This window comes from Pelosinus sp. UFO1, assembly GCF_000725345.1.
Taxonomy (GTDB): Bacteria; Bacillota; Negativicutes; order DSM-13327; family DSM-13327; genus Pelosinus.
This window is the reverse complement of the sequence record NZ_CP008852.1, coordinates 2,376,600-2,390,169: the sequence shown is the minus strand read 5'-3', so window position 1 is coordinate 2,390,169 and position 13,570 is coordinate 2,376,600. Positions and strand designations below refer to the sequence as shown.

Here is a 13,570-nt window from a genome sequence, read left to right as displayed (position 1 = left end):
CTTATGGCAAAGCGCTTAACAATGTTGTTGCTTTTTCTTTCATCATTAACCTTTTTTCTATCCTTTAATGCCTCTCTCCCAATAAGCGACCCTGTAGAATCCAATTATGCATTAACAGCTAAAGAAATGGTACTGACTGGTGATTGGATGTCGCCTCAAATTTATGGACATTATTGGTTTGATAAACCGATTATGGTCTATTGGTTGCTTGCTATAAGTTTTAAGATATTTGGTATTACTGATTTTGCCGCACGTTTTCCTGCCGGATTATTTAGCGCTGCTAGTGTAACTTTTACTTACTGGTTTGGACAAAAAATTTTTAGTAATACCAAAACCGCACTCTTAAGCTCTTTAGTATTAGCAACCTCCTTAGAATTTTGGGTATTAGCTAAAATGGTTATTACTGATTCTATCTTATTTTTTTATACTAGTATTACTTTAGCTATGTTATATCTCGGTCTGAAAAATACTGGTTCGAAATGGTATGTTTCATTAGCTTATATGGCCGCGGGACTGGCCGTATTAACCAAAGGTCCTGTTGGCCTTGTGCTACCAGGATTAATTATCTGTAGTTATATAATGATTTCTCGCCAATGGCAGCTATTTAGAAAGGTATTTATTCTCCCTGGGATCTTTGCCTTTTTAATAATTGCTGCTCCTTGGTATGTTAAGATGTACCAATTACACGGTACAAATTTTCTTGATACCTTTTTGGGATTACATAACTATCTTCGTGCCACAGTGTCCGAACATCCTAAAGATAATGTCTTTTATTATTATCTAGTCCTATTTCCCATCAGCTTATTACCTTGGTCAGGAATTTTCATTAAATCAATGGGTGTTGTTAGAAAAGAACTTTCGTCATCTCAGCTAATTTATTTAACAAATTGGTCTATTCTAACGATTATTTTTTACACAATGATGGCTACTAAATATCCTACATATGTTTTCCCTGCATCCTTTCCCGCAGCCTTACTAATTGGCTATACTTTAGGGAAAATGCAAAGTCTGAAGGATCGAAAGGTTTGGTGGTGGCTATCCATTCCAGCCATTGCGCTATTACTTCTTATTTCGCTAAGTAGTCGATTTATCCCAACTGCAGCTAGTTGGACAATGCTATATATTGGTGCTTTCGTTTCAATTGCTTTAATACTTTGGAAACAATTAAAAGGAAATGTCTATCACTTGCCACAGATAATAGCAATAGTAACCGTAATTATGAATTTATTCCTAATTCATAATGGCCTTATACCATTAGCAGAAACACGCTCTGCTAAAAGTATCTCTGCTGAGTTACCAGCAGAAAGGGCTAGAATAGCCTCCTATGGTGAATATTCAACATCGGCGGTGTTTTATAGTGGCTATAATATTCCTCGATTAATACATGAAGAAGAACCGCAGCAACTAGGTACTTGGGCAGGAAAATATACAATGCCTACGCAAACGATCAGAGAATTTACTTCTGATACCAGTATGTCGTATATATTGGTCTCAAATAAAGATAACAGGAATTTTATGAATGAACCTTTTTCTAAGCAGTTTTCTCCAGTCGCTACACGTAATGCGATAACACTATATCAGCGAGTGGCCAATCACAATGATTGAAACAGACTAATTGAATAAATCATCTATAATTTATAAATAATAGCAGGAATATTAGCAGTAGTAGTGGAATACTACAAAAATATACCAATAACAACATAATAACAAAATTAATAATTTGGGAATAGGTGCTTATGCTTAAAAGGGAAGTCCGGTCAAAGCCGGCGCGGTCCCGCCACTGTATTGGGGAGCACAGCTAAGAATATACCACTGGAAATAATCCGGGAAGGTTTAGCTATGTAATGAACCAGAGTCAGGAGACCTGCCTATTCTGACACACACCGTTATGACCTACGGAGGATAGGCAGGTGGTAGAATAAATTAGGTTTATTGTACCTCCTGCCTGCAGGGGGTTTTTATTTTGCAAAAAAAAATGAAGTCTGGAATTACTACTGGCACTTGTGCCGCTGCAGCAACTAAAGCTGCATTATTAGCATGGTCCGGGCAATTGCCTACTACTGTACATGTAACCTCACCACAGGGACAAAATATCCATGTAAAAATTGCAACATGTCAGCCCTTATATAATGGAGGAAAGGCAAGTATCATTAAGGATGCAGGAGATGATCCTGATGTTACAAATGGTACAATGATCTTTGCTGAAGTAGAAATCAATAAAACGAGTGAGATAATCCTAAAAGCTGGAGTTGGAGTGGGGTTTGTTACCAAACCAGGTTTATCTGTAGCTGTTGGTCAGCCCGCTATTAACCCTGGACCTCGTAAAATGATCATGCAAGCAATACAAGATGTATTACCTACTGGTTGTGGTGTAAGTGTTACTATTTCAATACCTGATGGTGAAAGGTTAGCACAACGAACTTTAAATCCAACATTAGGCATTGTAGGCGGTTTATCCATTATTGGTACTACTGGTATAGTGGAACCAATGTCAGAAGAAGCCTTTAAAAATTCATTATCACCACAGATTTCTATGGTAAAGGCATTAGGATATAATCAAATTGTCTTTGCTCCTGGAAAAATGGGACAAGAAATCGCCATCAATCGATATAATCTCCCTAGAGAAGCAGTAATACAAACTAGCAATTTTGTCGGACATATGTTGGAAAGTGCTGTACATTATGGTATGGAGCAAGTATTGTTATTTGGCCATTTGGGAAAAATTGTAAAAGTGGCTGCAGGGATTTTTCATACCCATAATCGTATGGCTGATGCTCGTTTTGAAACACTGGCTGCCTATATGGCTTCCCTAGGCGCACCGCAGTCTGCGATACAAGAAGTATTAGACTGTAATACTACGGAATCTGCTATGCCAATTATTACAAAATACAAATTGCATGAAGTGTACCGCGTAATTGCCCAAAGAGCCAGCATACGTGCTGAGCGTTATATCTTTGGTGATCTAAGAGTGGGTACTGCTATGATTACTCTTAAAGGAGATATATTAGCAACTGATGATACCGCACAAGAAATTGGAGGCAATCTAGGATGGAACATAAAATAATAGTAGTAGGAATTGGACCAGGATCACCTGATTATATATTGCCAGTGGCTAGTCGCATAATTGCCCAGGCAGACGTACTAGTTGGAAGTCAACGAGCTCTTATAACATTTGCACCTAAACATGCAACGGTTAAAGTTATCGATCGAGATATCAGTGGCGTTTTAACGTTCATCGCTACATCCCTTTCGCAAAGTGATGTAGTGGTAATGGTTTCAGGTGATCCGGGTTTTTACAGTTTCCTAGCTACTCTTAAAACTAAATTTACGTCAGAACGTATTACCGTTATCCCAGGAATAAGCTCTATGCAGTTAGCTTTCGCCCGTATAACTGCTATATGGCAAGATGCACGTCTTATCAGTATGCATGGTCGCACAGCCAATGATAATGATTTAAATTATGCTCCTGACAAAAAGCTCGGCATTCTAACTGATTATGAACAAGATCCAAAGTTTATTGCGGGCGTACTCATAGATCATGGTTGGCCGTTAAATGCAAAAGTATGGTTGTGTGCTAATTTGTCTTATGAAAATGAAGAGATTAAGCATTCAACTCTAAGTGAAGTAAAAATGCTAGATGGGTTTACTCATTGTGTAATGGTGGTGGCAGCATGAGCTATTTTCCAGGGATTAAGGATGAGGACTTTATTCGTGGTGATATTCCAATGACGAAGCAAGAAGTTCGTATTTTAGTTCTTACTAAAGCGAAGATTTGTCCTACTGACACTATTATAGACATTGGGGCCGGTACTGGCTCCCTCTCAATTGAGGCGGCCTTACAAGCTAGTAGTGGTAAAGTATATGCGATCGAACGGCATCCAGAGGGAGCTCAACTAATTCGTTCTAATGCAATACATTTTGGCGCAGATAATATCGAAGTCATCTCAGGTTCCGCACCGGAGGCATTGCAGGGTCTTCCCATTGCTGATGTAATCTTTATCGGCGGGAGCGGTGGTCACTTACAAGAACTTTTAGCCCAAAGTAATAGTTTACTTAAACCGAATGGCAGATTAGTTATCACAGCTATTACTATAGAAACATTATATGATGCTTTACATAGTATGCAGGCTAAACCTGAATTTACGGTAGAAGCTTTTGGTATGCAAGTAACACGTATAAAACAAGTGAAAAGCAGTAATATGTTGCAAGCATTAAATCCAATCTATATCATTATATGTACTAAAGGTATATAAGCTAATTATATTAGAATTTTCACTAATAAATATTTGGGAGGTTTTTCAATGCATGTTTCATTTGTAGGGGCAGGTCCTGGAGATCCTGAGTTAATTACAGTAAAGGGTCAACGTTTATTAGGAGAAGCCGATGTTATTATTTATGCCGGTTCCCTTGTCAATCCAGCCTTATTGGCGCTAGCTAAACAAGGTGCATCAATTTACAACAGTGCTCCTATGACCTTAGATCAAGTTATCGACGTTATCGAGGAAGCTGCCAGTCAAGGCAAAAAGACAGTCCGATTACATACTGGTGACCCTAGTATTTATGGTGCGATCCAAGAACAAATGGATGCCCTAGATAAAAAAAATATTACATATGATGTAATTCCAGGTGTTAGTTCTTTCTTAGCAACGGCTGCCGCATTAAAACGTGAATATACGTTACCTGATGTTTCGCAAACGGTAATCATTACACGACTAGAAGGCCGCACACCTGTACCTGAAAAAGAAAAACTAGCTCTACTGGCTAGTCACAACGCGACTATGTGTATCTTTTTAAGTGTTCATATGATTGATAATGTAATGAAAGAGTTAATGGACGGTGGTTATGAACAAGACACACCTGTAGCTATCGTACAAAAAGCTTCTTGGCCAGATCAAAAAATCTTTAGAGGCACAGTATCTACAATTGGAAAAATTATAACTGACGCGAAAATCGACCGTACGGCAATGATTGTTGTTGGACGTTGCCTAGATAGTCAATATGCATTATCACGCTTATATGCTCCTGAGTTTGGTCATATGTACCGGGACGCAAAATGAAACTGGCAATTATCTCAGTGACGAATCAAGGTGCACTGCTAGGAAATAATCTAGCAGAGAAACTAAGTAAATTAGGAAAAAGCGTAGATATTTTTGCCAAAGTTGGACGCAACCCGCTACGCCACAATACCTATGAATTGCTAAGTACCTTGGTTCATAGCGTTTTTTCTCAATACGATGGATTCATTTTCATAATGGCAACAGGTATTGTAGTTAGGGTTATTGCCCCTTATATTATTGACAAACGAGTTGATCCAGCAATCGTCGTTATGGACGATTGTGGTAAACATGCTATTAGCTTATTATCAGGGCATATTGGAGGTGCCAATGAGCTAACCACATTAATCGGTGGATTAGTAGGCGCCGAAACAGTTATTACTACTGCTACCGATATTGCTAATAAACCTGCAGCAGATATGTTAGCAGTAAAACTCAATTTAACAATAGAACCCTTCGAACAATTAAAATCTATTAATGCAGCAATTGTTAATGGCGATAATGTACTATTTTTTCTTGACAAAGCAATATCACATCAGGATTTTTATTATCAAGAAGCCGCCAAGTTAGGGATCGAATTAATAGATTTATCCAACATAGGTAGTAATGATTTTGATGCTGCCGTTATTATTTCAGATCGATTATTATCCTTAAGTATATCTCACTTATATCTACGGCCTCCAACACTTGCTGTTGGTATTGGTTGCAGACGAAACACGACCAGTGAAGAAATTTTAGCAGCAGTAACTGATGCTTGTAGTCGAATTGGCCGTAGCATAAATAGTATTACCACCATTGGCAGTAGTGTTATAAAACAAAATGAACCAGGTTTATTATCTGTAATACAGCAATTAGCTGTACCTAGTATATTTTTTGTCAACGAACAATTAGAAAAATGTATCGAGGAAAATCAACTTGAGGTATCAAATTTCGTTAAAAAAGAGATAGGAGTGGGAAATGTATGTGCAGCAGCAGCAATCTTAGCGGGGCAGACGAACAAGCTTCTTCTTCCCAAAACAAAATACAAGAATGTAACGGTGTCAATTGCCCAGGTCAAATAGCAGTCGTTGGAATAGGGCCAGGCAGTTTGCTTGATATGAGTCCTAGAGCTAGAGAAAGTATAGAAAATGCCGATGTAATTGTTGGTTACAATACTTACGTTGAGCTTGTCTCTGAATTACTAACTAATAAAAAAATCATTGGTACAGGTATGATGCAAGAAATTGAACGTTGCCAAAGTGCTGTAGATCAGGCACTCGATGGCAAGAATGTAGCAGTAATTTCCAGTGGAGATCCAGGAATTTATGGTATGGCTGGTCTTATACTTGAGTTAGTAATGAAATATGATTCAGATATTCGTCCAGAGGTCAATGTTATACCTGGAATTAGTGCAGTTGGCGCTTCAGCCGCTATTCTAGGAGCACCATTAATGCATGATTTTGCTGTAATTAGTTTAAGTGATCTCTTAACACCTTGGGATGTTATTAGAAAACGTGTTGAAATGGCTGCAGAAGCTGATTTTGTAATCGCTTTATATAATCCTAAGAGCAAACGCCGTACCAGCCAAATTAGAGAAGTACGTGAAATTGTATTGAAGCATCGGAAAACCTCTACACCAGTAGGTATTGTGCATCATGCTACTCGTGAAGGTGAGAATATGGCGATATCAACTTTAAATGAATTTACTAAGGAATTTATTGATATGTTTTCTCTTGTAATTATCGGAAATAGCCAAACTTATGTACAAGATAACCGTATGATTACACCACGTGGTTATAAATTATGATTTTAGTCCTTGCCGGAACAAAGGATGGGCGAGATCTAGTTAACTTATTGATAAACTCTGATTACGAAGTAATGGCTTCTGTTTTTAGTGATTATGGCCGAGAGTTGATTGACCTTAGGGTGCCAGTTCATACTGGTCCCCTTGATGCAAATGGATTTACTACCTTGATTCACACTAACAAGATTAATATGATTGTAGATGCTAGTCATCCTTATGCTATTAATGTTTCTGAGAATGCTATGAAAGCTTGCCAAACTACAGAGATAGCTTATGTCAGATATGAACGGCCTCTTGCTGTATTGCCAAACTATGATGGTTTACACATTGTTCATGATTATGCAGCAGCAGCGCAAGTAGCAGGATCTTTGGGTAAAACTATATTTCTTACCACAGGCAGTCGTCATTTGAGAGTATTTAAAAGTTCAACATTTTTGCAGAAACACAGATTAATCGCCCGTGTGCTACCGGAACCAAGCGTCTTAACAGAATGCTTAGAGTTAGGTTTCACGCCACGAGATATAGTAGCAATACAAGGTCCCTTCTCTCACGAACTTAATGTGGCCCTATTTGAAGAATATCAAGCAGAAGTAATCGTCACTAAAAATAGTGGAGAAATTGGTGGTAGTGATACTAAAATCACAGCTGCAATGGAATTACATTTGCCTTTGGTCATAATTGATAGACCTATCATTCAGTATAGTAACGTAGTTTATGATGTTACCGAAGTTATTAAATTTATTAGGGAGGTCTACTAATGCAATATATAACAGAACCGATGGCTATTGAGGAACGCAGTATGGAAATCATTGCTCCTTACTTAACTAGTTTGAATTTGAAACCTGAGGAAATAAAGGTATTTTCACGTATTATCCACGCAGCTGGTGACCCAGAGTATTCAAAAGTTATTGAAATCCATGCGGAGGCTATTACTGCAGGATGTAAAGCACTAGAATTAGGATGTGATATTTTTTGTGATGTAGAGATGGTTCGTACTGGCATTAATAAACGCCGTTTAGCAGATTATGGCGGAACAGTACATTGTCTCATTGGTGATGAAACAGTAGCATCTACTGCCAAAGAACTTGGAATCACTCGATCTATGGTAGCTATGCGTACTTTTGGGGAACGATTGCATGGCTCTATCATTGCCATCGGTAATGCACCTACTGCTTTATTTGAAGTCTTAAACATGATGAAAGATACTAACATTCGTCCTGCACTTATTATTGGAGTTCCTGTTGGCTTCGTTGGTGCCAGTGAATCAAAAGATTTATTAGCTGAAACTTGCCCTGTGCCTTACATAACAGTCCGAGGAAATAAAGGTGGTAGTCCAATTGCTGCCGCAATTACGAATGCTCTTTTATACATGCATAAAAGATAATTTTTAAGTGCAAATAATTGCAAAACCATAAGAAGGTACTAGTAGGAGGGAGATTATGTCCCAAATTAATATTCCACGTATCGTCATTGCTGGTACTCACAGCGGTGTGGGAAAAACCACTATTGTTACAGGACTCTTAGCCGTTTTAAAAGAAAAGGGACTTACAATACAATCCTACAAAGTAGGTCCTGATTATATTGACCCTGGCTATCATCAATTAGCGAGCGGTAAGGTTGCTCATAACTTGGATACCTGGTTAGTACCTACAGACAAGCTGGTTCCGATTTTTGCTAAAACGGCTTCTGGTAATGATATTGTTATTATTGAAGGAGTCATGGGCTTATATGATGGGGGGCGCACTGGGATTAGCAGTACAGCAGCTATCGCAAAAATACTCAAAACACCAGTCGTGCTTGTTATTGATGCTAGATCAGTAGGCGAAAGTGCCGCTGCTATCGCTTTAGGTTATAAGATGTATGATCAAGAAGTAAATGTAGTTGGTGTTATTATCAACCGATTAGGATCCCAAACTCATAAAAGTATGATATGTGATGCATTAGATCGGATTGGTATTCCAGTGTTAGGCTGTATTTATCGAAATGATGCTCTACATATGCCTGAAAGGCATTTAGGTTTAACGCCAGTTACTGAGCATAATGCTGCTGATAGGATTAGCGAATTAAGAGAACAAATTTCTTCTCAACTAGATATTAACAAACTTCTTGAAATAGCACAGTCATCCCCTAGCTTGTGTAGCTTAGAAGAAGTAACCAATAATTCCCCAAAAACTCCACTAAACCTACGTATTGGTGTCGCGCAAGATGATGCTTTTTCTTTTTATTATCCCGAAAGTCTTGATGTCTTAAAATCTTTAGGGGCAGAAATTATACCATTTAGTCCTATAAGCGATAATGAGCTTCCGCAAGTGGATGGCCTATTATTTGGCGGTGGTTTTCCAGAAATGTTTGCTAATGAATTAGCCATTAATGTAAGTATGAGGCAATCTATAAAGCAAGCTTGCCAAGAAGGCATGCCAGTATATGCTGAATGTGGTGGCTTTATGTATTTGACAAAAAAAATCGTTGATTTTGAAGGTCAAAAATATGATATGGTGGGAGTTATTCCAGCAACATGTTCAATGCAATCTAAGTTACAAACAGTAGGCTATGTTGAGGCAACGGCTCTTACTGAAAATATTTTGTGTGATACTGGTGATATCCTGCGAGGGCATGAGTTCCATTTTTCACAAATGCTTATTGACGAAAATCAAAAAGATTTTCCTTGGGCTTTTGAATTTAAAAAGACACGTACTGGTGAAGTATATAATGGCGGATATGCCAGCGAGAATGTAGTAGCTTCTTATTTACATATGCATTTTACTGGTAACGAAAAGAATGCTCTCCGCTTTCTATCTTCATGTAAATTATTTAAGCAAAAAAGAAAATAATATATCCTTTGGGAGATTGATATAATGCAAGGCAAAATCGTACTTATAACAGGTGGAGCCAGAAGTGGCAAAAGTTTATTTGCTGAACAATATGCCGCAGCACAAACAGATAAAGTAGCCTATATTGCTACCGCCCAAGTATATGACCAAGAAATGCAAACACGTGTAACATTGCATCGCCAGCGTCGTCCAGATACTTGGCAAACATTTGAAGCACCATATGATGCTGACCAAATACTGCAGGAAGCCGCTAAACAGGCTAATGTTATCTTATTTGACTGTTTAACCTTATATACTAGTAACTTATTATTATCACCAAATACACCAACTAATCCTGAAGAAACATATCAATATATTATGAAACAAATTGAAAAGCTAGTGATTAGTTCACGTGCAAGCCAAGCTACAGTATTATTTGTTACAAACGAAGTAGGTATGGGGATTGTGCCTGATAATGCTTTGGCCAGACAGTATCGTGATATTGCTGGTATGGTTAATCAAAAGATGGCCGCAAATGCCGATGAAGTATACTTGGTGATTAGTGGTTTACCTGTTGAACTAAAAACGATAGCGACACAAATTGCGAAAGGGGTGCATCATGGCTAAAACCATAATGTTACAAGGGACAAGCTCACATGTAGGAAAAAGCATACTAACAACCGCTTTATGCCGCATATTTTTGCAAGATGGACAAAGAGTCGTACCCTTTAAAGCTCAAAATATGGCTTTGAATTCTTATGTAACGAAAACAGGTGGGGAAATGGGTAGAGCCCAAGTTGCCCAAGCTGAAGCTGCAGGACTTGAACCTATCGTGGAGATGAATCCTGTTTTATTAAAACCAACAGGTAACTCTTGTTCACAAGTCGTTTTAATGGGAAAACCAATTGGCAATATGTCGGCTAAAGAATATCATACTGGTTATAGCTTACAAGCGTTAGGTGTTATAAAAGAGTGCTTGGATAAACTGGGAGCAGAATTTGATACCATTGTTATTGAAGGTGCTGGTAGCCCAGCGGAAGTTAATTTGAAAGCAAATGACATTGTTAATATGCGTATCGCGAAAATGCTAACCGCGCCTGTGTTATTAATTGCTGATATTGACAGGGGAGGAGCATTAGCATCCGTTGTTGGTACATTAGAATTGTTAGACCCAGATGAAAGAGATCTTATCAAGGGAATTATTATTAATAAATTCCGAGGCGATATCGACTTGCTAAAGCCAGCTTTGGATTTTTTAGAAACAAAAACTGGTAAACCTGTAATCGGAGTAGTACCACATCTTGATCAATTAGGCATTGACGATGAAGATTCGGTCTCTCTTGATGATAAACAGGTAAATACTCTTAGTGAACTTGATATCGTGGTCATTAGAACGCCTAAAATATCGAATTTCACAGATTTTGATGCTTTTGCTAATGAAACAGATGTAACAGTTCGTTATATTCAACAAGGCGAATCAATTGGCAAGCCCGATTTAATACTCTTACCTGGAAGTAAAAATACAATTGAAGATTTATTGTACCTACGTCAGCAAGGGTTTGAAGAACAAATTATTAAACTAGTAAACTCCGGGACACCTCTTATTGGTATTTGCGGTGGTTATCAAATGCTAGGAAAACAAATATCAGATCCGGACCATACAGAATCTAATTTGGATACTATTTCTGGGCTTGGTTTACTTGATATTGCGACTACCTTTACACCGAATAAAATAACCCATCAAGTAACTGCTAATTGTTCAAATAATGGATTTTTAGGATTGAATCTTACCTATGAGAATCTAATCGGCTATGAAATTCACATGGGACAAACAGAATTCTTACAAACTGCGGAACATGCTTTTACAATTACTAGTCGCTCTAATCAACTCTCCGATTCTGCTGATGGGGTGGTACGTTCTGATGGTTTAGTCATGGGTACCTATATTCATGGCATCTTTGATAATGATGTCTATCGTCGCAGTATACTGAATGCCTTAAGAGTACGTAAAGGTCTAGCTCCTATAGAGACAGTGAATGATACTCACACTCGTAAGGAAAACAGTTACAATCGTTTGGCAGAGACTGTGAGGAATAGCCTCAATATGGATCTACTTTATACAATTCTAGGTGCAAAGTAATGGATCAATATATCCCCTTAGTTGCCATCTTAATTGATACCTTTCTAGGCGATCCTCGAACCTCTATGCACCCTGTAGTAATGATTGGTAATTTAATAACTTTTTTGGAAAAAAAGTTATTAAATTTTAAGCATTCGTCTAATTTGAAAAAATTATACGGTATGCTATTGGTAGTTATAGTATTAGCAGTAACTTACAGTATTACTTGGTGGATATTACACTTATTAGCGGCTGTTCATCCTTGGGCCGAATTTTTAGGGGGAGCCCTACTACTAAGCTTTACTATTTCTCCTAATAGTTTGGCCAAGGCAGGTAATGAAATCTATCAGTATTTACTATTAGGTAATATGCAACAAGCAAGATATAAAGTAGGCTGGATTGTTGGTCGAGATACAGATAAACTAGATGTTACCGAGATAACTAGAGCAACGGTAGAAACAATTGCAGAAAACATTGTGGATGGTATTATTTCTCCGCTATTTTATTTTGCAATCGGTGGCCTGCCACTGGCATTCTTATATCGAGCTGTGAATACACTTGATTCTATGGTTGGTTATAAAAACGAAAAATACCAAGACTTTGGTATGATTGCGGCTCGTGTCGATGATGTATTTAACTATATTCCCGCCCGTTTCACAGCCATATTGATACTAGTATCTACAATTCTGCTACGCTTCCGTTTTATTGGCGCAGCTAGTGCAATTTGGCGGGATGCAGCCAAACATCCTAGCCCTAATAGCGGCTTTTCAGAAGCTGGCGTAGCCGGTGCCTTGGGTGTCCGTTTGGGTGGTTTAAATTATTATGGTGGAATTGCTTCTGAGCGTGCTTATATGGGAGAAGTACATACTATATTAAATCCCATGCATATTAAACAGACGATTTATATTATGTACACGGTAACTGCCCTTTTTATTATAGCCTTATTCCTCTTTTGGGGTGTAGGGAGATAATTCAAACAAAAATAGAAACGCTCTTAGAAATGACAATTTGGAGGTTAGCGTAAGTATACGCTACATTAATAATGAAGAATTTTTTAACAGGATTACAATTTTTAACTCGTATTTATATAATCAAACAAACAGAGTGGTCATCTGAAAGTTTCGGTCGAAGTGTGAAGTATTTTCCCTTAGTAGGTGCTATTCTCGGGATTTTATTAGTACTTATAAACCATTTTCTTACAGAATTTTTGCCACATATGGGTATGTATATGCCACCACATGTATTAGCAATCATTCTAATTATTGCTAATATTATTCTCACAGGTGGATTACATTGTGATGGTTTTATGGATACCATGGATGGTATATTCTCTGGTCGTTCAAAAGATAGAATGTTAGAAATAATGAAAGACAGTAGAGTCGGAGCAAATGGTGTTGTCGCTTTTGTTTTACTTGTTATTCTAAAGTGGTCACTGTTAATGGATATTTCTCCACTAGGAATTCCTACTGCTTTATTTATTATGCCATTATTAGGACGATTTGCTATGGTCATAGGAATTACTATGTTTTCCTATGCTCGCCTTGATGGTATCGGCAAAGCCTTTGCCTTATATGCGGACAAAAACACCCTCTATATTGCTTTCCTTCTCACCTTACTATTGGTAGTCCCCTTAGGCAAACAAGCAATTGTAAGCCTAGCAAGTATTATTATGATCACTATGATTTTTTCCAATTATGTTAAAAATATTATAGGTGGTTTAACAGGAGATGTATACGGCGCAATTAGTGAACTCTCCGAAATAATGGTATTAATCATCTTCTTATATTAAAGGCAAATTCCACTT

14 protein-coding genes and 1 riboswitch are annotated in these 13,570 nt (G+C 37.8%); all 14 genes read left to right on the top strand.

Features of this window, described 5'->3' with window-relative positions; genetic code table 11:
* Positions 1-3: 3 nt before the first annotated feature.
* The 14 genes from UFO1_RS11165 to cobS all read left to right on the top strand — a co-directional run bounded on the left by UFO1_RS11165 (position 4) and on the right by cobS (position 13,555).
* Positions 4-1,605, top strand: a complete 1,602-nt coding sequence (locus tag UFO1_RS11165; protein ID WP_051788901.1) for a glycosyltransferase family 39 protein — start codon at positions 4-6, stop codon at positions 1,603-1,605.
* Between the two features lie 106 nt (positions 1,606-1,711).
* A riboswitch (cobalamin riboswitch) is annotated at positions 1,712-1,887 on the top strand.
* Between the two features lie 76 nt (positions 1,888-1,963).
* The gene (cbiD, locus tag UFO1_RS11160; RefSeq protein ID WP_038670824.1) at positions 1,964-3,064 is read left to right on the top strand and encodes a cobalt-precorrin-5B (C(1))-methyltransferase CbiD; all 1,101 of its coding nucleotides are present in this window, start codon (positions 1,964-1,966) and stop codon (positions 3,062-3,064) included.
* A complete protein-coding gene (gene cbiE / locus UFO1_RS11155; protein WP_038670821.1) occupies positions 3,049-3,675 on the top strand; it encodes a precorrin-6y C5,15-methyltransferase (decarboxylating) subunit CbiE in 627 nt (208 codons plus the stop codon). Before cbiD ends, cbiE begins: the two co-directional genes overlap by 16 nt.
* Positions 3,672-4,253, top strand: a complete 582-nt coding sequence (gene cbiT / locus UFO1_RS11150) for a precorrin-6Y C5,15-methyltransferase (decarboxylating) subunit CbiT (RefSeq protein ID WP_038670819.1) — start codon at positions 3,672-3,674, stop codon at positions 4,251-4,253. Before cbiE ends, cbiT begins: the two co-directional genes overlap by 4 nt.
* A 48-nt stretch (positions 4,254-4,301) precedes the next feature.
* The gene (gene cobM, locus UFO1_RS11145) at positions 4,302-5,057 is read left to right on the top strand and encodes a precorrin-4 C(11)-methyltransferase (RefSeq protein ID WP_038670817.1); all 756 of its coding nucleotides are present in this window, start codon (positions 4,302-4,304) and stop codon (positions 5,055-5,057) included.
* Entirely contained in the window at positions 5,054-6,115 is a 1,062-nt protein-coding gene (locus tag UFO1_RS11140; RefSeq protein WP_038670815.1) for a cobalt-precorrin 5A hydrolase, read from the top strand. The genes cobM and UFO1_RS11140 overlap by 4 nt, the downstream gene beginning before the upstream one ends.
* A gap of 26 nt (positions 6,116-6,141) precedes the next feature.
* The gene (cobJ, locus tag UFO1_RS11135; protein ID WP_038670813.1) at positions 6,142-6,840 is read left to right on the top strand and encodes a precorrin-3B C(17)-methyltransferase; all 699 of its coding nucleotides are present in this window, start codon (positions 6,142-6,144) and stop codon (positions 6,838-6,840) included.
* On the top strand, positions 6,837-7,595 hold the full coding sequence (gene cobK / locus UFO1_RS11130; protein ID WP_038670811.1) for a precorrin-6A reductase: 759 nt from the start codon (positions 6,837-6,839) through the stop codon (positions 7,593-7,595). The genes cobJ and cobK overlap by 4 nt, the downstream gene beginning before the upstream one ends.
* A complete protein-coding gene (locus tag UFO1_RS11125; protein WP_038670809.1) occupies positions 7,595-8,221 on the top strand; it encodes a precorrin-8X methylmutase in 627 nt (208 codons plus the stop codon). The genes cobK and UFO1_RS11125 overlap by 1 nt, the downstream gene beginning before the upstream one ends.
* A gap of 55 nt (positions 8,222-8,276) precedes the next feature.
* The gene (locus UFO1_RS11120) at positions 8,277-9,668 is read left to right on the top strand and encodes a cobyrinate a,c-diamide synthase (RefSeq protein ID WP_038670808.1); all 1,392 of its coding nucleotides are present in this window, start codon (positions 8,277-8,279) and stop codon (positions 9,666-9,668) included.
* A gap of 24 nt (positions 9,669-9,692) precedes the next feature.
* On the top strand, positions 9,693-10,274 hold the full coding sequence (gene cobU, locus UFO1_RS11115; protein ID WP_038670805.1) for a bifunctional adenosylcobinamide kinase/adenosylcobinamide-phosphate guanylyltransferase: 582 nt from the start codon (positions 9,693-9,695) through the stop codon (positions 10,272-10,274).
* On the top strand, positions 10,267-11,787 hold the full coding sequence (locus tag UFO1_RS11110) for a cobyric acid synthase (RefSeq protein ID WP_038670803.1): 1,521 nt from the start codon (positions 10,267-10,269) through the stop codon (positions 11,785-11,787). The genes cobU and UFO1_RS11110 overlap by 8 nt, the downstream gene beginning before the upstream one ends.
* The gene (cbiB, locus tag UFO1_RS11105; RefSeq protein ID WP_038670800.1) at positions 11,787-12,737 is read left to right on the top strand and encodes an adenosylcobinamide-phosphate synthase CbiB; all 951 of its coding nucleotides are present in this window, start codon (positions 11,787-11,789) and stop codon (positions 12,735-12,737) included. Before UFO1_RS11110 ends, cbiB begins: the two co-directional genes overlap by 1 nt.
* Positions 12,738-12,808: 71 nt before the next feature.
* Positions 12,809-13,555 carry an adenosylcobinamide-GDP ribazoletransferase gene (cobS, locus tag UFO1_RS11100; protein WP_038670798.1) on the top strand — a complete coding sequence of 249 codons (747 nt, stop codon included), beginning with the start codon at positions 12,809-12,811 and terminating at the stop codon, positions 13,553-13,555.
* The last annotated feature ends 15 nt before the right edge of the window (positions 13,556-13,570 follow it).

Excerpts from the sequence above, each read along its gene's own strand:
- cbiE (WP_038670821.1), top strand. The coding sequence starts at position 3,049 with ATGGAACATAAAATAATAGTAGTAGGAATTGGACCAGGATCACCTGAT.
- UFO1_RS11110 (WP_038670803.1), top strand. The coding sequence starts at position 10,267 with ATGGCTAAAACCATAATGTTACAAGGGACAAGCTCACATGTAGGAAAA.
- UFO1_RS11140 (WP_038670815.1), top strand. The coding sequence starts at position 5,054 with ATGAAACTGGCAATTATCTCAGTGACGAATCAAGGTGCACTGCTAGGA.
- UFO1_RS11120 (WP_038670808.1), top strand. The coding sequence starts at position 8,277 with ATGTCCCAAATTAATATTCCACGTATCGTCATTGCTGGTACTCACAGC.
- cobK (WP_038670811.1), top strand. The coding sequence starts at position 6,837 with ATGATTTTAGTCCTTGCCGGAACAAAGGATGGGCGAGATCTAGTTAAC.
- cobM (WP_038670817.1), top strand. The coding sequence starts at position 4,302 with ATGCATGTTTCATTTGTAGGGGCAGGTCCTGGAGATCCTGAGTTAATT.
- UFO1_RS11125 (WP_038670809.1), top strand. The coding sequence starts at position 7,595 with ATGCAATATATAACAGAACCGATGGCTATTGAGGAACGCAGTATGGAA.
- cobU (WP_038670805.1), top strand. The coding sequence starts at position 9,693 with ATGCAAGGCAAAATCGTACTTATAACAGGTGGAGCCAGAAGTGGCAAA.
- UFO1_RS11165 (WP_051788901.1), top strand. The coding sequence starts at position 4 with ATGGCAAAGCGCTTAACAATGTTGTTGCTTTTTCTTTCATCATTAACC.
- cbiB (WP_038670800.1), top strand. The coding sequence starts at position 11,787 with ATGGATCAATATATCCCCTTAGTTGCCATCTTAATTGATACCTTTCTA.
- cbiT (WP_038670819.1), top strand. The coding sequence starts at position 3,672 with ATGAGCTATTTTCCAGGGATTAAGGATGAGGACTTTATTCGTGGTGAT.
- cobS (WP_038670798.1), top strand. The coding sequence starts at position 12,809 with ATGAAGAATTTTTTAACAGGATTACAATTTTTAACTCGTATTTATATA.